The 20474-nt window shown below is 54.9% G+C and carries 14 protein-coding genes and 1 pseudogene; 13 read left to right on the top strand and 2 right to left on the bottom strand.

Features of this window, described 5'->3' with window-relative positions; all coding sequences use genetic code 11:
- Positions 1–55: 55 nt before the first annotated feature.
- A pseudogene (locus tag NCS02_RS36590) lies at positions 56–166 on the bottom strand (DUF7669 domain-containing protein); the annotation flags it as partial.
- Between the two features lie 855 nt (positions 167–1021).
- Between NCS02_RS36590 and NCS02_RS36435 the strand changes: the two are divergent.
- The 10 genes from NCS02_RS36435 to NCS02_RS05685 all read left to right on the top strand — a co-directional run bounded on the left by NCS02_RS36435 (position 1022) and on the right by NCS02_RS05685 (position 12899).
- Positions 1022–1354, top strand: coding sequence for a helix-turn-helix domain-containing protein (locus NCS02_RS36435; RefSeq protein ID WP_250478699.1), 333 nt, complete (start codon positions 1022–1024; stop codon positions 1352–1354).
- A 260-nt stretch (positions 1355–1614) separates the two neighbouring features.
- Positions 1615–2580 carry a hypothetical protein gene (locus tag NCS02_RS05645; RefSeq protein ID WP_250522924.1) on the top strand — a complete coding sequence of 322 codons (966 nt, stop codon included), beginning with the start codon at positions 1615–1617 and terminating at the stop codon, positions 2578–2580.
- A 212-nt stretch (positions 2581–2792) separates the two neighbouring features.
- Entirely contained in the window at positions 2793–4319 is a 1527-nt protein-coding gene (gene istA, locus NCS02_RS05650) for an IS21 family transposase (protein WP_250522935.1), read from the top strand.
- A 2-nt stretch (positions 4320–4321) separates the two neighbouring features.
- Positions 4322–5110 (top strand): IS21-like element helper ATPase IstB, encoded by a 789-nt coding sequence (istB, locus tag NCS02_RS05655; RefSeq protein ID WP_034472196.1) that lies wholly within the window; start codon positions 4322–4324, stop codon positions 5108–5110.
- 1395 nt (positions 5111–6505) lie between these two features.
- The gene (locus NCS02_RS05660) at positions 6506–7687 is read left to right on the top strand and encodes a DegT/DnrJ/EryC1/StrS family aminotransferase (protein WP_250522925.1); all 1182 of its coding nucleotides are present in this window, start codon (positions 6506–6508) and stop codon (positions 7685–7687) included.
- 381 nt (positions 7688–8068) lie between these two features.
- The gene (locus NCS02_RS05665) at positions 8069–8950 is read left to right on the top strand and encodes a S1/P1 nuclease (protein ID WP_250522926.1); all 882 of its coding nucleotides are present in this window, start codon (positions 8069–8071) and stop codon (positions 8948–8950) included.
- Positions 8951–8983: 33 nt separating this feature from the next.
- Complete coding sequence (locus NCS02_RS05670) at positions 8984–9481, top strand: hypothetical protein (RefSeq protein ID WP_250522927.1); 498 nt, start codon at positions 8984–8986, stop codon at positions 9479–9481.
- Entirely contained in the window at positions 9478–11136 is a 1659-nt protein-coding gene (locus NCS02_RS05675; RefSeq protein ID WP_250522928.1) for a GMC oxidoreductase, read from the top strand. Before NCS02_RS05670 ends, NCS02_RS05675 begins: the two co-directional genes overlap by 4 nt.
- Positions 11084–12130 carry a ferritin-like domain-containing protein gene (locus NCS02_RS05680; RefSeq protein WP_250522929.1) on the top strand — a complete coding sequence of 349 codons (1047 nt, stop codon included), beginning with the start codon at positions 11084–11086 and terminating at the stop codon, positions 12128–12130. Before NCS02_RS05675 ends, NCS02_RS05680 begins: the two co-directional genes overlap by 53 nt.
- Before the next feature lie 142 nt (positions 12131–12272).
- Positions 12273–12899, top strand: coding sequence for a tyrosine-type recombinase/integrase (locus NCS02_RS05685; RefSeq protein WP_250522930.1), 627 nt, complete (start codon positions 12273–12275; stop codon positions 12897–12899).
- Between the two features lie 521 nt (positions 12900–13420).
- Here the strand turns inward: NCS02_RS05685 and NCS02_RS05690 are convergent.
- Complete coding sequence (locus tag NCS02_RS05690; protein ID WP_250522931.1) at positions 13421–15916, bottom strand: hypothetical protein; 2496 nt, start codon at positions 15914–15916, stop codon at positions 13421–13423.
- Between the two features lie 602 nt (positions 15917–16518).
- Here NCS02_RS05690 and NCS02_RS05695 point away from each other — a divergent pair.
- The 3 genes from NCS02_RS05695 to NCS02_RS05705 form a co-directional block, all read left to right on the top strand.
- On the top strand, positions 16519–18321 hold the full coding sequence (locus NCS02_RS05695) for a zinc dependent phospholipase C family protein (RefSeq protein ID WP_250522932.1): 1803 nt from the start codon (positions 16519–16521) through the stop codon (positions 18319–18321).
- Positions 18322–18339: 18 nt separating this feature from the next.
- Positions 18340–18990 carry a hypothetical protein gene (locus NCS02_RS05700; RefSeq protein ID WP_250522933.1) on the top strand — a complete coding sequence of 217 codons (651 nt, stop codon included), beginning with the start codon at positions 18340–18342 and terminating at the stop codon, positions 18988–18990.
- A 558-nt stretch (positions 18991–19548) separates the two neighbouring features.
- Positions 19549–20474, top strand: a 926-nt coding sequence (locus tag NCS02_RS05705; RefSeq protein ID WP_350029926.1) for a reverse transcriptase domain-containing protein, incomplete at its 3' end; no start/stop codon positions are given.

The following is a 20474-nucleotide window of genomic DNA, read 5'->3' on the forward strand; positions in this document are numbered from 1 at the left end:
ACCGACCGTTGGCGAGGCGGGGCTTCTTGTTCTCGGGGTAGCCGACCCGGCCCACCCGGTTCACGGTGCAGATGCTGATCTGGCAATGGACGGTCCCCTCGTTCCAGTTGGGGTAGCCCTGCGCCAGCAGCTGCTTGATCTCAGCGTTGCTGGTCTCGCGGCCCAAAGGGATGACGGCGTCCCGGACCAGTTGCTAGATCGGCGGGCGTGCGGCGGTGGGGGTGGTACTCACGGCTTAGGTCCCTCGTCGTCGGTCGGTCGTTCGTGGCGTCGTTCTCGATCGCCGGTGGAGGGCACCGCGCCCAGGCAGGACACGATTGAACCACGGTCGGTCGTGCTGACAACAGGGGAAAAGTGTTGCTCCTGGACGCTGCGCGCATCCGAAGCCGAAGGCCCCGGCGGCAAAACCGGTTCTGAGCCCATGAGGCCGCCGGCGGAGTTCGTGCGCAGGAGCCTCGGGCTCAGAGGCGGGTTGGTAAGGGACCCAAACCCGGTCGACCCGCATAAAAAAGGGCGCCCTGCACACCTTCGTTCGTCGCCCGCTGGTCGCCACCGTGTGAGATCCAAAATATATCGTGGCGACTCGGCATCGATGACCTCAGCGCGATTGCGTCAGATCCTGCATTACGGTTAGAAGAGATTTAAGGGTTGGAGTCAGCTTCCTGTGATAGGTCAGTGGACACTCCTCCTGATCCAAACCGTTCGACGGTGTCTCAGCGGAAGTTCGGATCATGTGTTCCGGATCTGTCGTATCAAAGGTATTAGTCTTGAGCTCCTGCAGAGAACGGAATGGCGAAGAGATCAATAGCATGCATCAAATCTTAATGTTCGCATAACTGATAGATTTTGGAGTTGGGCGAAAACGCGAAGCGGCGACGGTGGTTTCATAACTTTGCTATGGTCGAGCGTCCGTCTTGTGAGCTTCTGCTGTCGAATTTGCTCAAGGACGAGTGCCAGCACGCGCGAACTCAACAATCTTGCCAAGATGGCGATTCTCTATCAAGGCGAGGCTAGAACGCGAATGAAAAACAGATTGGAAGCTTTCCGAATTCGATTACGCCGTGCGCGCAATGAGCTTAGCGAGTCGCAGCGTGATTTTGCAGCACGAGGGGGAGTAACAGAAAAGACTCAATCAAACTATGAGAATGGATCGCGAGAGCCAGGTTTGCTTTATTTGTACAACCTCGGGATGTCAGGTGTGAATTTAAGCTACTTAATTCTAGGGGAGGAATTCGAATGCCAGCTTAATCCAAACGAGCAGGGGCTCATCCGAGAGCTTCGGAAGCACCAGTACGAAAAGCGCGACGAGATCGTAGCGGGGATAGTGACCCTGCTGAGGGCTTCGCGCTTGTAGCACACGCACACCCTAAACCCGGGGTAGTCGCATTTCAATGACGGATCGCCTGCAGCGATCGCCGGTTGATCAAGGAGCTGATATGGAATTTTTGCATGAGCAGTTGGACGAAACGAACAATGAGCATTTCGTCGCGCGAGAGGAACCTGATGATGCGGGTAGCATCAGGAGAGAAGCTCCACCACCAAAAGGAGGGATCAACATGGACAGCGCTCGGTTCGGATACCGCTAAGTCGTAGCGCTCGATCGAGGATAAAGCGATGCTGTCTGGAAGAATCGATCTGCAATCTCGTGAGCTTCACTTGACAACGCGTTCGCACGGGCACGGCACTAACCAACTGGTCCTGGAGAACAACCCGTTTCTTCAAAGCATTACGCTACGGTCGGACGACGTAACGCATGTACTTACGTTCGAGAGCACCGAATCCTCGATTGCAACTGTAGAAGACATAGATCTGCATAGCTCAGGGACATGTGACGAACGCGTTGCGACCTTGATTAGCAAATTCGACTTTCTTGGATGTGCTTTCTTTGCCTTGCGGCTTGATGGCTCACCGGGAAAGGACCCGGAGATTTCCATTCGAGCTAGCGCCTACTATCCTGTCCCGTTATATCTGCTCATGTCTCGCGATTGTGTCGATATCGATTGGGATATCGTGCGATTGCTGATGACACATCGTTGCACTCTCGATGTGGACTACGCTAAGGCGATTCATGCAGGCACTGTGCCTTACGGAAGCTCAACAATCGCGGCCGAGATTAAGATGCTCCCCGAACGCTCCACGGCGATCATTAACAAGACAGGCGTTCGAGTGGATGCCGCTCCAGACGCTTGGTTGCCGGCAAGGCGAAGCCTTAAGCCGGGATGCGAGGCCAGTGCGCTTCTCTCTGAAAGATTGTCGTCTTTTGTCATGGACCGCTTCAAAATAAGCTCCTCGATCGCTGTCGAGGTGAGCGGCGGCGTCGATTCCGCACTGCTCGTGGCTTTGATGAAGCATCGTAGTCTGAAGCCCCGCTCGCTAGGCGCTGTCATCAGTGAATCACAACCGAATGGTCCGCAAACGTATCGGATCGGAAAGATAGAGGAAAGGCTGCAACACGAGATTTTGCGCGTGTGTGCATGGAGTTTCTTAGACCAAACATGTCGCAGTGTTGCTGCTCAATATCAACCGGACGCGTATGGCGAATACTGTTATGGCGCATTCGGCAGGCTATGGGACGTGTGAACTTTCGCCGTTAAGGAGCCAAATCATTTTCGGCATAAAGGCGCCGGGGACTTTTCGGCGTTTAGGCGCCACAAGTCTTTCGGCGTATAGGCGCCAGTAGATTTTCGCCATAAAGGCGCCACTGGCATCTGAGTCGGGCGCTCGAACTTCGCCAACCGCTACCCTCGTGGCACGCATTTGCTCCGGAGGGTGGCTTGAAGAGGAAGTTCGAGATGTACCAATATCGACAGGTTCTGGTGCGAATGCGCCAGGGTGACTCCGACCGGGATATCGACCGCTCGAAGATCATGGGCCGTAAGAAGCTGGCAGCCGTACGGGAGATCGCAACCGAGCGGGGGTGGCTTTCTCCGGACAACGCTCTGCCGGATGACGCGCAGCTTGCGTCAGCGTTCAGCCGAAGGGAGTTCCTGCCTGCGAGCTGTATCTCGTCGGCCGAGCCGTGGCGCGAGCAGATTGCGCAGTGGCACGACGCGGGCGTGCCCGGCACGACGATTCACAGCGCGCTGGTGCGCAACCACGGCTACGAGGGAAGCTACTCATCCGTCTACAGGCTACTTCAGCAATTGAAGGCGGAGCTCACGCCGGATGTACCGATGCGGCTGGAGTTCAAACCTGCAGAAGCCGCGCAGGTTGATTTCGGCGCAGGTCCGACCATCACGGACGCGCACACGGGCGAGGTCCACAAGACGTGGTTCTTCGTGATGACCTTGTGCTGGTCGCGGCATCAATACGTCGAGTTTGTCCGCGACCAGAGCGTCGACACATGGTTGCTATGTCATCGTCACGCCTTCGAATGGTTCAATGGCGTAGTGGGACGCGTCACCATCGATAACCCCAAGTGCGCCATCGTCAAGGCCTGTATCTACGAACCCGAAGTCCAGCGGGCCTATGCGCAATGCGCCGAAGGATATTCGTTCAAGATCGATCCGTGTCCGCCGAGGGACCCGGCTAAAAAAGGAATTGTCGAGTCGGGCGTCAAATACGTGAAGTCGAGCTTCCTTCCTCTTCGCGAATTTCGTGATCTGGACGACGCCAACCGGCAAGCGCAAGCCTGGGTGATGCAAGAGGCCAGCACCCGGACGCATGGCACGACGCGCGAGGTGCCGCTCAAGCGTTTCGAAGACGTTGAACAGGCGCTGTTGCAGCCGCTTCCCGATGTGCCGCCCGAGCTGGCAACCTGGGCGCGCGTGAAGGTTCATCGCGACGCCCATGTGCAATTCGAGCGCGCCTACTATTCCGTGCCGTTCCGGCTTGCCGGTAAAGATCTGTGGCTCAAGGCGACCGCCACCATGGTGCAGCTCTACTACGAGCACGAACTGTCGGCATCGCATGTCCGCCAGACGGCGCCAGGAACGCGTAGCACGGTGGCCGATCACATGCCGCCAGCAGCACAGGCCTGGCAACTGCACGACCCCCAATGGTGCCTGAGAGAAGCGCAGCGTATCGGGCCGTCGTGCTACGCGCTTGTTCACGCGCTCTTCGGCGATCAGGTTCTCATCAAGCTGCGCGCCGTCCAGGGCGTGCTGCGCTTCGCTCAGCAGTTCGGCGCGTCCCGCTTGGAGGCGGCCTGCCGTCGCGCGAATCACTTCGGCACGCCGAGCTACAAAGCCGTCAAGCTGATCTTGCAGAAAGGCCTCGATCAGACTTGGCTGTCGATCGAACCCGTTGAATCAGGCGCGACCACCTACACCCACGGCGGCCGCTTCTGCCGCGATACCCAGACTCTCCTGATCCATTGAACATGAATCCAATTCCCGAACTCACGTCTTCTCTTAAGCAACTGCGACTGTCCGGCATCCTCGACACGCTCGAAGCACGCAACCGTGAAGCCATCGACCGTAAGCTCGCCTATACCGATTTCCTGACGTTGCTTATCCAGGACGAGATCGCACGGCGCGATCATCGAAAGCTCGACGCCCGCATGCGCCGCGCGAACTTCCGTGGACAGAAGACACTGGAAGGTTTCGACTTCGACCGGCTACCCAATCTTAATCGCGCCGTCGTCCATGATCTTGCGACCTGTCGCTTCATCGATGAGAAGGTCAGCGTGCTAATCGCCGGTCCTTGCGGAACGGGCAAAAGCCATCTGGCGCAGGCACTGGGCCACTCCGCCGCCCGGCAAGGTCACGATGTCCTGTTCATGACCCAGACCCGGCTTCTCGGCGCGCTACGCAACGCGCAAGCCGTCGGCTCCTACGACCGACGCTTCCAGGCGCTTGCCAAGGTGCCGCTGCTCATCATTGACGACTTTGGACTGAAACCCATGCGCACGCCTGAAGATGAAGACTTCCACGATCTGATTGCCGAGAGGTACGAGCGTACGTCGACCGTCTTAACGAGTAATTTGGATTTTACCGAATGGGGCGACGCGTTCGCGACCAACAAAATGCTCGGTGCCGCAACGCTTGATCGTCTGCGACATGCCGCGTACCGCGTCGTGCTCGACGGCGAGAGCTACCGTGTTCCACGCCCGATGCCCGAAAGCAACAAATCAGCACTTGCGAAAGGAGGTAAAAACAAGGATTCTTGATCCCCGTTCGAGCCCCGAATCAGGCGCCTTTCGCTGGCGCCATTACGCCGAAAACACCCGGCTCCTTTACGGCGAAAGGCAACACTCCCTGACCGATTCGCCACAGACTTCTGCCCCTGCCCGCCCTCAAGGCGTGATTTTGTACGCTCAGGCGTGGCGTGAATATATCTGAAGGGCCTATTGAGCACTCCCGCCATCTCGTGAGTGCACCGAGGAGGGCTCGACTAGCGGCTCGGCGCGCGTCCGGCTGCTTCTGCAGCCCTTTCACGTTGGGAACGTTTAGGGGTGTTCCGAGAACGCGTATGGCGCGGTCCGCTATTTGATCAGCAATGGCCGATCTAACTTCGATATAGGCCTGATGCAGATAAATTGGTGTTCCTTCATCCCAGACGACGGTCAATCGTTAAGCAACCGGGAATCTCGTGGGCGCGCGGATCGGTGAGTCCAGTTGTATTTCGAGAGCTAACTTCTAGAGCGCTTGCGTGTAATTGCTGCGCCCGCATGCCTTTTCACAGGAGCTCTGCTTGGATCACGACAGACGAGGCCGTCACCCTGCAACTCAACCGCGGAACTTCCGGTTGACGGGCGCTATCACCATATTCGGCGATGAGGCCCAGAGCGGGCTCGCCCGCGAATCGGCATCTCGGAAGCGGGCAAGGAAGCCGCGCGGGAGGGGCGTGGCATCGGGATAACGTTGTATCGGCTCAACTTTACCTGGACCCGCCAAAGCGTCATCGAGTGGCCAGATGATCGACATAACGCCATCGTGAGGCGGGGCGCATCACTATGCGTTTTGACGTTTCCTTTCAAGAACATAGCGCCCGGGTCGGGGCGTTATCTACACGGTTATCCACGTAAGCTGTGGATAAGTAAGCCTCTGCGGCCCGTGCAACGCGGAAGCGGCTCCGGATCGCTGTATAGCGACCTCCTGGAATTTCCGGAGTCGGCCAATAGTTGCCGTTCGCGTAACACCGAAGACAGTCATTTCAATGACCGGTTCACATTGGAAACTGCCGAATGACCGAAGGAGGCAGACGGAGCTTCTGTCGTTTGGGTCTGGGTGCCAGTCCTAGTTGGGATGAACTGCATGAGGGCTGGCGTCTAAGCGCGCCGTACACTCCGCCACGCAGACGCAAGCCGCCGCCCGCGCAAGCGGTGCTCAGCGGCATTGACTATTCGCGGCCCGTTCTTTCGAAAGCGGTGGCTGATATCGCTCAACTTCTCAACGAACGCTTGCATGCCTGTTGAAAAAATCAAGAAAACCTGAATTGAAGCGGTTAGGGAATACCTTACGCACGCTTTACATCGCTTGACCTACTCTGAGTCGAGGACGCGTGCGCACGTCCTTGACCTTAAATCTACATCTTCGGGTGCGCGTTCATAAGGAGATTCCCCATGCCCGACTATGGCGAACCCGACCTCTATCGGTCACCAAAGTATTCCGATTTGATCGCTGATGCCGTCAAGGAATTCACTACGTCTCCGAGATGGGACGATTGGGATCTTGATGGACTGCTAGTTGATATACCAATGTCCTATGCGAACAAGCTAGGCGTCAAGTACGGCATCTTCTGTTGCACCGGAACTGCCGGTTTGCACGCAAGTTTAATGGCCTTGCCATTGAGGCCTGGAGACGAGATCATTCTACCCTGTATGACTTTCATACGGTGCGCAACTCCCCTCGTGCATCTTGGATTGATTCCGGTTCTCGCGGACATAGACCCGTCCACCGGGAATCTTGATCCCAACTCATTGGCTTCCGTAATATCGGCCAGAACAAAGGCTGTTCTAGTGGTGCACATGTGGGGAATCCCAGCGGACATGAGAGGCCTGGCGTCATTCTGCAAGGATCATGGACTCTACCTTATCGAGGACTTCAGTCACGCTCACTTCTCTCGACATAGTGACGGATTCGTCGGCTCGTTTGGGCACGTGGCATACGCTTCGATGCAACGAAAGAAAACGCTTTCGGTCGGTGAGGGTGGACTAATCGTCACCAAGGATGAAGAAATCTACGTTCGACTTCGCCAGATCACATCTCCTGGATCTTTCAAAGGAACGCCAAATTACAACGAGTTCTCTGGATTTGGATTAAATCTTCGGATGAGCCCATTCTCGGCCCTGATCGCCGAACAGCTGTTTTCATATGTAGACAAAGTTGTCGAAGATCGAGCTGCTCAAGCGCAAGCTTTTTCAGAAATGCTCGCTCGGTTCCCAGATTATATCGTTCCTCCGAATCTACCCGCGTACGCCGAGCTCGTTTCGGCATACGGTTACAAACCTCAGCTCGGTCCACGCGGAACAATTGAGATGCTGCGGAAGGCAAACCAACTTCAATTGTGGCGCTTCGCTGAGTTTTCTTATGGGCATATAAAGGACGATGTTTTCTGGACAAAAAGTTCGGATTTCTACCCCTTCTGTCAAAGGATTAAACCGAAAGTCTCGGGAGAATATCCGGGCTACGACAAATACATGAAGGGACGCGTTGGCTTATCTGTGCCGACAGTTGGGTCTGAATATTGGACTGACGCCAAAAAGAGTCAGTGGATGGATGCTCTGCGCAACGCTTTCAGCTAGCACGGGCTCACGAAACCGAAATGTGGCCGGGGGCGCTTCATCTGTCGGATGAAGTGCGTTCAACTGGACGCGCCACAGACTGAACCGCCAGGCGTGCGTGCGGGTGTAGGTTCCGAATCTGCGTGTTGTGATCCGAACACTGTAAGCGATCGTCGGTTGGGGATTTCCCGAGGGTGCTTTGCGTACATTTATACTAAGCTCAACGGGCAAGGGAGAGGAAGTCGCGACCCGCAATCTTCGAGTAGAGAAGCGCGTGTGACCTCATAATTCTAGACGTGGTGATTGCCGGCTTCGGTCTGTGCTGAAAAGAACTAAGGTTATAGTGGTGCTCGTCTGAGCGCTAGTGGCGGAAGGGCTAACAAGCGAATAGAAGGGGATGCGATGTCCAGCCGGAAGCGGTTTCGGAATCGTCTCTATCTTGCACAATTCGCAGTATCGCTGATCGCGATGTGTGTAAGTCCGTTCGTGTGGAGTTGGGGTCAAGAGGGACATTCGATCGTCGCAGAAATCGCGCAGCGAAGATTGACACCCAACGCTACAATGGAACTAGCCGGCACACTTGGTGCCGGAACTTCTATGGCGTCGGTCGCGAGTTGGGCAGACGACGTAAGAGATAGCCGGCCCGAAACTGCGTCTTGGCATTATGTCGATATTCCTATAGCGGATGATAAGTACGATCGAGCTTTAGAGTGTAAGCCGTCCACCAGCGGAGACTGCATCGTTGAAGAACTTACTCGACTTCGCATCCAACTACGGTGCGGAGTCTCAGCACAAGACCGACTCGATGCATTAAAGTTCGCGATTCATTTCATCGGGGATATCCATCAACCGCTTCATACTGTCAACGATTTCAAGGGTGGCACCGCACTCAGTATCGCCGTCATCATGCGTGGGTTGACATGCACGGGTCATTGTCAGCCTGCGCAGTCTTCCACGAACCTGCATGCCCTATGGGATAGTGGCCTCATACAAAAAACCGTTTGGGATTGGGGGGCGATGGTGGATCGCCTAGAAAATGGCTGGTTAAAAAGCGCGGAGGCGGCGACACCGGGCATTGACGGCGGAACACCGAAGGAATGGGCTGAAGAAACTCACCACCTAGCTCAAGCGGTGTGGAAGATGACACCTGAAAATCATCAAGTCGACGACGTCTACTTTTCAGCCGCACTTCCCTTACTCGATCGGCAACTCGGCGTCGCAGGTCTGCGTTTAGCACGCTTCTTGAACGAAGCGTACGCCTCTCGAACATGCCCGGCCGCGTAGCATTCAATCTATTCATGAGTTGGGAGAAGAGTGATGTACCAGGCCCGCACTTTACATCCTTTTAGTCCTCTTTCTCTGGACGTTGCTGGTGAGTGCGAGAAGGCGGTATGGCCGATATTCTCTGCGATCGGTGACTTTTGGGGGATTAGGACGAATCCACTCGCATACCGTCTTCGCTTCACTTCGTTCATCGATCACCGTATCCGGACGAACCCCCTCTACGCCGACTTTTATCGGAGAGCGGATGAGATGTTCAAAGACCTAGTGCAAGCCCATGGCAAGGAAGAGGCCGTTCGCATACTTTTCACGAAGAAAGATCAACGAACGGTGCCGCAGTTAATACCGCGACAACTGACAGCAAGTACCGACGTTGATTTCGTTCAGGTGTATGTCATCGACGAACTAATTGCGCTATACATGGCGCTTGGAGGGTTCAGAGCATTTGGAGCAAAGAATTACTGCGGTTACTTCGGCGGGGCGAACGTTCCGAACGAACCGATCCCATATCGCCCGATGAAGAAACATTCATGAACGTCGAAACTTTGATCATAGGGTCTGGCGTGGCAGCAACTACGATCGCGCAAAGTTTGCTAGAACGGGACCCAGCTGCATCGATTCTTATGCTCGATGCTGGCAGACGCGTCAAGACCAAGGACTTCGCCGTCTGGGAGAACTATCTGGTCACCGGGCGCCTTCCGTACGAAAACTGCCGCGACCTCGACTATCCTGACCGCGACTATGCCGGCGAGAATTCTCGTGCTGCGCGTACTCCTGTGACATTGCAAGGTGCTCGGCTGTTCGCTTACGGCGGGTCGACATTGCACTGGGGCGGTTGGGCATTTCGGCTTAAGCCTGAAGACTTCGAGCTGCGGTCTAGAACTGGAAATGGCGCAGACTGGCCTATCAGCTATGCACAGCTCGAACGGTACTATTGCAGGGCGGAAGAATATCTGGCAGTCTCGGGCGATTCCGGCGATCGGACCGTTCCTAGATCAATGGAGTATCCCTTTCGTGCGTTTCCATTCACACTTCAAGACGAGCCACTTGCGGCTGCTTTTGACAAACTTGCGATCGCTTACGGCAATCTTCCCATTGCAAGGAGAGGCGTCTCTAAGACGCCGTCTCGTCACGCCCCGTGTCAAACGACCGGAACGTGTAAGTACTGCCCATTTGGTGCTCGTTATGTGGCGAGCGACTACCTTGACGATCTTCGAACTTGGAACGACTACCCGAATCTCGATATCAGACTCGGCATTGTAGTTGATAGGATCAATACGTCGAGCAAGTCAAAGGCTGTTTCAATCGACTTCTTCGAGCCTGCGACCAGATCGGCTGGGACCATTGAAGCGCAGAGAATCATCGTCGCTGCCGGCGCTATAGAATCGGCAAATCTCCTTCTCAGGTCCCGGTCGAATGATTGGCCATCCGGACTGGGGAACGTAAGCGATGCGCTAGGACGCAATTTCGTCACGCATCCCTATTTTATATTCAGTGGGACCATGCCGAGCAACCCTGAGAGGCTTCAGCCGGAAATGAACTTTCCCACACTGGTCTCGCGATTTTACGACAGTGTGGACCAACAAAGACTCGGCAAATTCATTCTTGTCAATCCGCCCGACGCTTTTTCGGTAAACGTCACTGGACTCATGCAAGCTGGACGCGCCCGGTCCGATATTGAAGCGTACATAACCGGGTCAGTGCGTGTGCAATTGCACGGAATGGTTGAGGTCTTCAGCCAGTCAAGCAACCGCGTAGCGCCCTTATCGAAGCGAAACCGATTTGGGGTGCCGCAGACGCGGGTCGAGTACACACCAGAAGTTAGCTTCGATGCGCGTATGGCGCAGATCAAAGTAAATGTTCAGGAGATTTTCGCCGCGATGGGGGCGGAATTAACCGATGACGCTTCTGTTTCGTGGCGTGCGGATCATGCTGGATGTACTTGCCGAATGAGTTCGAGTGATACTGAGGGTGTAGTGGACGAAAATCTCAAAGTCCATGGGCTGAACAACTTGTTTCTTTGTTCGAATGCAGTGTTCCCATCTATTGGTGCTGTGAATCCCACTCTGACGCTCACAGCGCTCGCTATTCGGCTCGGCGATTACCTGAGCGGCAGTGGTTATCGGGAGAGTGATGATGCAAGATCCAGACAGGTCGACACTTCTAAAGTGGCTCCAAACGGCGCTTGAGCTCGAGCTTGGAACAATCCCACCTTACCTCATAGCCTTGCTTAGTATCAAGCTCCCTTCGAATAGGGCGGCGGCCGACAGGATAAGGAGCGTGATGATTGAAGAAATGCTGCACGTCGCGCTTGTCGCCAATGTTATCAATGCAATTGGTGGTCAGCCTCGAATCGATGGGTCCACGATACCAAGGTATCCATTGACGATGACTTTTGAGGGAGCAGCGTTCAAAGACAGAAATTTTCCGGTTGATCTCGCGTCGTTTAGCGCCGATACAATTTCCACGTTTTTGCAAATCGAGGAGCCCCAGCATCGCTCTCCGGGGATGAGAGCTTTCGCCGCAAATATCAGTGTTCCCGGATTGACCATCGGCGAATTCTACGAGCGGATTATAAGTTTAATGGAAGAGATCGAGGAAAGGACATCGCAAACGATCTTTATCGGAGATCCTGCGCGGCAGATCGAACAGGATTTCTATTGGTCGAGTGGGGGGCACGTCGTAGCCGTGAAAGATCTCGCGAGCGCGAAAGTCGCCCTCGACCTAGTCATCACTCAGGGAGAAGGCACTTGGCCACGGTCAACTCCGCAAGAGGCTGGTTTCGATGATTTTTTCAACAAAGGGCATTATTTTCGTTTCAATGAAATCGCATCCGGGCGGTGCTATCTCGAGAATGACGACCCAACTCTTCCTCCGACCGGCCCCGAGCTAGATGTCGATTACGGTGCGGTCTATAAGATTAAACCGAGCCCAAAATCTGCAGACTACGCTAAGGGCACCGCGCTAGCGGATTTGAACGAACGATTCAACCGCCGCTATACTGTGCTGCTTCGTCAACTTCACGAAGCTTTCAACGGAGTGCCGAAAACGCTTTACACGGCAATCGGAAGCGGTATGCATGAACTTCCTGAAATCGCGCACGCTATGATGAAGATCACGCTTGATACGGATGCGCTCGATCTTCGCGGATGCCCCTCTTTCGAATGGGAAGATTATACGTGATAGCAAAGGCTTCTCGATGAACGGCCGTTGTATATCGAAAAGGGCCGTAAAAGTTGCTCTGAGCGAACGTCTCGAACGGGTCGAAGATTGACCTCTCCGCCAAGCGCAAAATCGATCTCCCTTCGTCGAAGAGGAGATTGTCATGGAACCGCTTAATTCTTCCGGCGCTCGTCGGGTGCCGTGGAACAAGGGGAGGCTAACCGGCCAGAAGCCTCCGCTGAAGCTTCGAGAAATCTGGGCAATTCGCACGAGGCTGCAGATGTCGTCCAACGCTCGCGAGTTGGCGATGTTCAATCTCGCGATCGACAGTAAGCTTCGCGCGTGCGATCTGACGCGCTTGCAAGTGCAGGACGTCTACATGGGAGGTCATGTCGTAGGTCGTGCGACTTTCATGCAGCAGAAGACGCGTCGACCAGTGCAGTTCGAAATCACAGAGCAGACTCGTCAAAGTGTCTCCGCTTGGATATCGGCGCGGGGATTGAAGCCTGCCGACTATTTGTTTCCAAGTCGACTGCGTGCCTCAGCGCACGTGTCAACGCGCCAGTATGCGCGCATCGTTCATCGCTGGGTCGCGTCGATTGGACTCGATGACACCGCGTACGGTACCCACACCATGCGTCGAACGAAAGCGTCGTTGATCTATCGACGCACCAAGAATTTGCGCGCGGTGCAATTGCTGTTGGGTCATACAAAAATTGAAAGTACCGTGCGATACCTCGGGATCGAGGTAGACGATGCACTCGAAATGGCTGAGCAAACCGAAGTGTGATCGCCGGTAGCCGGCGAGCGTGCGCTTGTCGGCCACGAAGGGACATTCGGCGACAGCATCCGTGCGACATTAAAATGACTGCCTTGAACAGAAAACAGTCATCCATGAAATCTTGCGACTGCAACGCCACTAGTCTTGCGTTACTCACTTGCAACCGTTCGTGCCTTGCTTGCACTTGTCCTTTTTTTTTGATTTGACAAGTCTTCTTGCTACATCCACTTGCACTTCCGCATTGCTCAGGAGAGGCGAGTTGCGGAATCGTCGAGGCTACGGCTGCAGCCATGAAGGCGGCCACGAAGCATGGAAAGGTCCTCATCTGGCGCCATTAGATTCAACGCTTCATTGCTCTTCGAAGTCCTTTCTGCCTCGTATTTCAGCAACCGTAAGATCCAAAGCACGTTGCTGGAACCGCTAGTCCTGCAGTCATCGTTGCAAGTATGCTGTTGTGGGAAAGTTTCCGGTCCGAACAATTTTGTTTGTAGACAGTCTGCACCAATCCGAGCGGCCGGCACCGACTGCGCTCAGGGAGGAAGACGCGATTTCGACGGCAAAGTTGTCTTCTTGATGATACGGATTGGTGCACCGTAAGTCGGTAACGCCAACTTTCTTGGATGAGGGGCGACCACCCACGCTGGAAACGAGGTTGCCGAAACGCGCGTCTCAGCAACATAGTAGGCGCGGCTCGCAGGAAACCTAACGCAGGCTAAAAGATTCTTCTCGCCTTGGGCGTCGAGTTGACATTCGTTCGATATTGGCGGCAATGAGAACATCGCATAGTAGTCCGTCTTCCCGTCCAAGAATTTTGCCGCTTCCCGCAGATTCTCCGCAAGCGTCGTTTTACTTTGCAACGGATCCAAATAATACGCAATGAACGAATGCTTGATGAGATCGTCGCCTAGGGAAACCCGGCCTTCTACTCGCGATGTGACTCGCTGCCTCGCTTCCAACTCTTGCGCCGCGTAATTGAATTGCGCTTCAATCAATGCTGACTTCTCGGAAACGTAATAGTCATTGAGTTCTTGCAGTGCCGATGTGAGACCCCGTAGCGCAATCTTCATCTCTTTCAAACCCGGTCGTGGCCCCGAGTTGATGTCGGCATACACGGTATTATCGATATCCTGTAGGCCGGCCATCGCCGCAGGAAATAGCTGAGCCGCTTGCAGGTAATCCTCTGCAACAACAGCCCCGACGAATTTCGCGATCGCAGGAGCGTTCTTTTGTATCGACGCAGCTATCTCATCGAAGCTGGCACCGGTTCGTTGCGGAATCGTTTCGATCTCAGTGATCTTTTCTTGCACAGCCGATATCTTTTTCAGCAGGTTAGCTTGGCGCGTTGTGTATAACGTTTCATCGACCGCAAGCTCAATTCGGTTAAGCGTTTCAAGTTGAGAGGCATCCACTTCAATGATTTTTGCAAGGTCTTCGCCGATTAACTTTCCATTCAGAGCGGCAGTGGCGTCGGGATTAGTGATCCGGAATGCCCCGCCGGTGTGGCTGAAATAAGCCTGCGCAGGATTACCGCTTTGAACAATGTCAAGCGATCCGATACGCGTTGCGAGTCCCGAGACGTTACTTGAGAGGCTACCTGATCCTTCGACAGTCAGATCGCTCGAGATCGTTGCAAAAGGCTCAACGCTCGTGTGTGCAACGCTTTGCGACCCGGCGACTTGATCCGCGAGCGCCGATGCCCAAGCTTTCTGAGCCGACATAACAGTTTTTGTAAGGCGGGACCGTAAAAATTCGCGGAGGCTCCTGTGAACCACGATGGTGTTGGTCCGCGCTCGAAGAAGCAGGTCCTTAACGTCCATATTAGGACGAGCGTCGACCGTGCTAGTGAAGGAGTCAGCTCGCTCAAGCGCGCCAAGAACGTTCGAAGTGCCAAACCGAACGACTCCGGATTCGCCCGTCCGCTGAACTGCATGCTGCCCAACGGGATGCCGTTCGCAAATGCTCTTTGAAACCCCCGCGTCTACCTCCCAGGCGTCCAAGGTTCGGTACTTGGCACTCGGGCCAGGAGCGCCGCCTGCCACATCTGTAGCTCTGGTTAGCGCTTTGACCTTATCGGACCCGAGGTTACCGCCTAACGAGTAAATGTATACGTTACCAGCATCTCCGCCAGGGCCTCCCGGTGTATTGTAGCCGCTCGTGACAAGTAATTCTTTTGCGCATGAAAAGGCTCCTCCATGGGGCACTGCGGTGCAACCTGGCGGTGAACCAATGCCGCCTTTCCCACCGCGCATCCCACCCGCTTCGAACGCGAAAAGCCTTCTTGCAGTCGATTGGCAAAGTTCTGAGCCGGTCCTAGTGCCGTCTTGTAACGACTGCGCTACATCGATGCTTTTGGCGAAAATGGTGATTGAGCCGCTGCGCTCAAGGGGTCGATCATCTTCTGCGAGTACAGGCGGTGGGCTTCCATCCTCTTGGGTACGAGTTGCGTCGTTCGAACTGTGGTGTATCAGGGCGCCGCTAGGTAGCTCGGGCGCATAGACACCAGACCCTAGCGGAATGCCTTCTGGATTGTTTCGATAGTAGCTCGCGAAAAATTCCTCGTACGCTGCTCCGCCCACTGTGGACGCCTTTCGATAGTAGCGCGTTCGGTTGGCGATATTGAAGTAGATGCGGGTGTCAATTGGAGCTCGAACGTCTAAGCGGTTCGCCAGAATTAAGACGTCGCCCCCATTGGTATAGATTGGCGCCAGTATCGAAATTTGGTCGCCCACGCAAAGAATGTCTGCCATCCGATTCGTGATGATGTCGGCATACGCAGCCTCCCGGCTTGTCATCGTCGGATCATCGTACTGATAGTAGACGGGAGGAGCGCCGATCGCCTCGGCAGGGTCGGTAATAAGTTCGCCTGTGAAGTATTTTTCGAATCCCGTGCGTTGCGTGCGTCGGAGCGCATAACATCCTTCGGGCTGACTCGCATCGGAGAAGGCGCCATCGTTTGGTGACGGCTCGACCGCTCGGGCCAATCCCAGGACAGAAAGTAGCCCAATGAATATCAGTGCGGTCTGCACGCATTGACCGACTACTAGAGCGTTTCTCACGGTTCTTTCCCATCGTTATTGGTGATAGACCGCGCGGATCATGAATCAACCGGTAAAATGCTCGATCCTGCCGAAACGCCAGTCAGTTAGCGATCTGCCTGGAAGCTTTTCTCGCTGTCGTCAGCCGCCGCTAGACACCACGGAAGCATAGTTGCCAAAGTGGTAGTTTCCAAGTTGATCGCAACTTCCTCTGCAATCTCGCGATTCCACTCTACGATCTTCTGCCAAGCGATCGGCGAGCGTACGCTGCATGCGCTTGCCAAATGCGGCGTGCGGTGTGCGGCGTGCAGTAAATCAAAGTGCGGGCGACCACATCGATGAAATCGCCGCGAGCATCTTAGTCGAATGGAGCGAAGCGGCATCAGAGGCGGGAGAGTAGCTCCGTGCGAGAAGCGCCAAGAGTCGAACGACTATCCAGCGGTCGCCATATCATTTGCAAGGCTCATTTGTCGGCATCGTGTCCCTGGTGCGGTGAACGAAGCGTCATATGAATCAAGTTGCCGTTGGATTTGGACCGAAGCCCTACTACACTATGGTGGAAGTAGTGCCGGTCTACGAACTCGGAGGGCTAAATGCCAAAGTTCGGTGCGCACATAATTATCGCCGACGTCGCCAAAGATCGCGCGCCGGGTATGTTCAAAGACACCCTAGATAATGCTTATCGGCTAGGAGCAGTGGGTCCTGACCTAACACTTTTCCTTTTCGATCCCTTCGCATCGCGTTACAGCGATGCATACACGCTTTTTGTGAAGGTAATGGAAATTGTATCGAAGATAAAGGATAAGCTTGCCGAACTTGAAGAGCTATTGCAGCCGGGTAAAGACCTTGCCAACTGGGTAAGCGGGGGGCTGTCGTCAGATGTGAGTGATATTATTGACTACGCGTTGGACGCGACATTGTTGGGGGCCAAACTAGGGCTTGCCAATGGAATTAGCTCATTCAATATCCAGAATCCACTGTTTAAATACCTTGGCGATCCTAACGTTGAACGATTGATAAAAAACCCGGAGTTCAAAAAGCAAAACCTGATCGTAGAGTCACTCGATAACTATGGGTTTCCTTTACGGATGTTTGGCCACCCGCTGACTAACGATCCGCCATGGAAACGTCCAGAAGCCACCGGTGTCTATGATAAGTGGTGGTGGATGGACATGCTTCATTACCGAAACACAGGCGAGTTCGCTCGAACGTTGCTCGAACAAGCTAACGACCAAGTGACGTCGTCCTACGCGAAAGGTTACCTTAGTCATGTGGCGGGCGACATCTGCGGCCACCCATTCATCAATGGGCTCGTTGGAGGGCCGTTTCGCAACCATGCATATCGGCACATGGTTCTTGAGGCATTGGCCGACACTTGGTTATGGGACCAACAGGGCCGCGGCGATATAGCCGCTTCCCGGATGGACCGCCTGATCGAAATGTCGGACGCGGATTTCAGAAAAATCTCGACTCTCGTCATATTGAGCATGAAGAAGGTATATGTGACTCCAATGGTTCCCAACCAATTGAGTGGCAGCCATCCTAGCTCGAGCGAGCTTCTTACCGCTTATAGAGCGATGCAGTTATATATCCGCCATTCAACTGCCGGAAAAATCGATCGACCAAAACCGCCTCCTGAAAATCCAGGCGAAATATTCAAAGAGATTCAAGATATCCTGGCCCGCAATAATCCTGGGGCGCCGCCGAAATGGAATCCGAACTCGCCTCTAGACTATCTGGCCGCACTTTTCGGTTGGTTCTTCAAAGGGATTGTTTTCATTGCAATGATCGCTACGCTTCCTGAAGCGGTGATCGCGCGCTTTATCGCGACCGCAACAGGCGTTCGATGGTTACTTTATATGGTAAAGCTGGCAATCTTCATGATAGTCTCAGGAATCCGGACGATTCTGGCCTTGATGGGTTGGGGATATGCTGGGAAAGACGACTTTAAAACGTTTGGATTTTTATCCGACCTGATTACGTTCCAAGGTGACAGGGATATTGGTTACCGGCGCTCCTCGCAATACCTAGTGCCAGCCCCGAAGCCACCTTACTATTGGATGGAACCGCCTCGTCTCCGCTTTTCCAGCGAACGGCAGCCGACGCGTGTTGGCCCAATGCCCTTTGGGGTGCGGATGGATTGGCTTCTTGATCCAAACAATGCGTACGACCCTGTTGCCGCTGACGCAATTCTCAAAGCACGTACCCCTGGCGCAACGGTGCAGGCGGAAACCCAAGACGACTTGAGGGGGTTTGGAAACGCGCCGGATTTTTTCAATATGATGTTGCGCAAGGAAATTGAGATACCCGACCTTGATCTCGACGGGGATAGAGGGTGGGGGTACAAGCCGTGGGAAGTATTACCCCCGAACGAGCGGTATTTGCGTGGTCCGTAACCTGGGAGACATGCTCACATGAAAGAGTCTGAACCGCCCTCTTCAAGGCGCGACTTCCTTCAGAAGGTAGCCGGCGGAGCATCAGCTACCGTCGTCTTCGGTACATTGAACCACGGCCCGATTGGATTCGCCTACGCGGACGATCATCGTTACCCGAATCAACGGGTCGAGATCATCGAAGATCCGACGCAGAATCCAGTAGCAAGTCCATATTTGATTTTTCCTGTTACGCAAGGAGACGTTGGAGTTGCAGCGTCGCGCGTTGGAAGCCGAGAATTTCAGCAACGCGAACCAGTTGGGGTCCGGGCGGACGTCGAAAAACTCCTTCTCACCGTCGTGAATCTAGGCCAAGTTGCTAGCGACCTAGTGAAGATTGACTACCAGTTCGTAATCTGTGTCGATCGAACCCACCAGGTCAACGAAGGTTTTACTCGAGAGCATGCGGACGAAGTGAGCGGTCACGTAAATGCATTTGACAATATATTTGTTGATTATGTCGCGCCTCGTGGAAGTCTCGTTGTACCCGTTGATATCCCGAAGTTACCGACAAACATTGCAAATCTTTATTTTCACGCTAGGGTCTCAACGATATGGTCGAGGGCTGTTCCACCTACTGCATGGAACTTCAAAGACGATGTGACTGTTGTCGAGTTCACTAAGCGCTTTTGATGACGCCGGCGGGACCGACGTATGCACTGTCCACTTCGAAGTGCCGAACAGTAGATAAGTTGCGCAATGACCGCAGTGGCATGAACAGCAGCCATGCAAGGGTTGGCAAGTGACTGGCCGGAACGGGTGTGCGCCGTGAAAAGGTGGCGCTTTCCAGCGGGTGCAAGCCCCGCCCGGCAACCGCTCCAGCCGGAAGCAACCGGAGCAGCTATGGAGGCAACGAAGTGGCTGAAGCCTTCGGTGATGCGTGTCACAAATTGGTGACAGCGCGAGTGTGCAGGCCGTAACGCGAGTGAACGCCGAGCAAACCTCGAAAAGGTCGATGCGCAGGCCGACCCGACAACCCTATCGGGGAAGGTTGATACGGCTGGGTGAATGAGCAGGCTGGACGCCCAGTCGCTGCGCCGGGGTAGTGGCGACAGCATGTACACAAGGAAAGCGTACGCAACACGGGAAGTCCCTTGGCGTGGTCAGGGATGATCAACCGGACGCCCGCGAGGGACAGGCCGGGCGCCTTGGGATGACGGAGAGGCCCGTATTACCGTTGAAGCCGGTGTAATGCTGGTGGAGGGAAGGGGCCTCAGTTCAGGACAGACGCAATACGTGGTGAGGACGTGGAGATTGGGCAACCTATCAACTCCGATTCGTGTTCAGAAGCTGCAGATGGCGTTACACGCGAAAGCGAAGGCAGAAGCCGGGTACCGCTTCTACGCGCTGTACGACCAGATCTATCGCGAGGATGTGCTGGTGCATGCGTACGCTCAGTGTCGCTCGAACAGGGGCGCGCCGGGTGTCGATCGGCAGGACTTCGCAGAGGTCGAAGCGTACGGGGTGCAGAAGTGGCTCGGCGAACTGGCGATTGCGCTCAGGCAGGAGATTTACCGGCCGGACCCTATCAGAAGAGTGTTTATCCCGAAGGCCAATGGCAAGCTGAGGCCGCTGGGCATCTCGACCCTGCGGGATCGGGTGTGCATGACAGCAGCGATGCTGGTGCTCGAACCGATCTTCGAAGCGGACCTTCCGCCAGAGCAGTACGCTTACCGCCCGGGGCGAAATGCCCAGCAAGCGGTAATCGAGGTGGAGGAGCGGCTGCATCGAGGGCAAACGGATGTCGTTGACGCCGACCTCGCGGACTACTTCGGAAGTATTCCCCACGCCGAATTGATGTTGTCGCTCGCGCGGCGCATCGTTGATCGGCGTGTGCTGCATCTGATCAGGATGTGGCTGGAATGCCCCGTTGAAGAAACCGATACCCGAGGCCGGAAGACACGCACGACGGAGGCCAGAGATAGCAGGCGCGGCATTCCGCAGGGGTCTCCCATCTCACCACTGCTGGCGAATATCTACATGCGTCGGTTTGTGCTGGCATGGAAGAAGCTCGGACTTCCGCGCAGTCTTGGCAGTCGCATCGTGACCTATGCGGATGATCTTGTGATCCTGTGCAAACAAGGCAAGGCCGAAGAGGCGTTGCTGAAACTGCGCGA

The organism is Caballeronia sp. NCF2 (assembly GCF_023631205.1).
In the GTDB taxonomy this organism is placed as follows: domain Bacteria; phylum Pseudomonadota; class Gammaproteobacteria; order Burkholderiales; family Burkholderiaceae; genus Caballeronia; species Caballeronia zhejiangensis.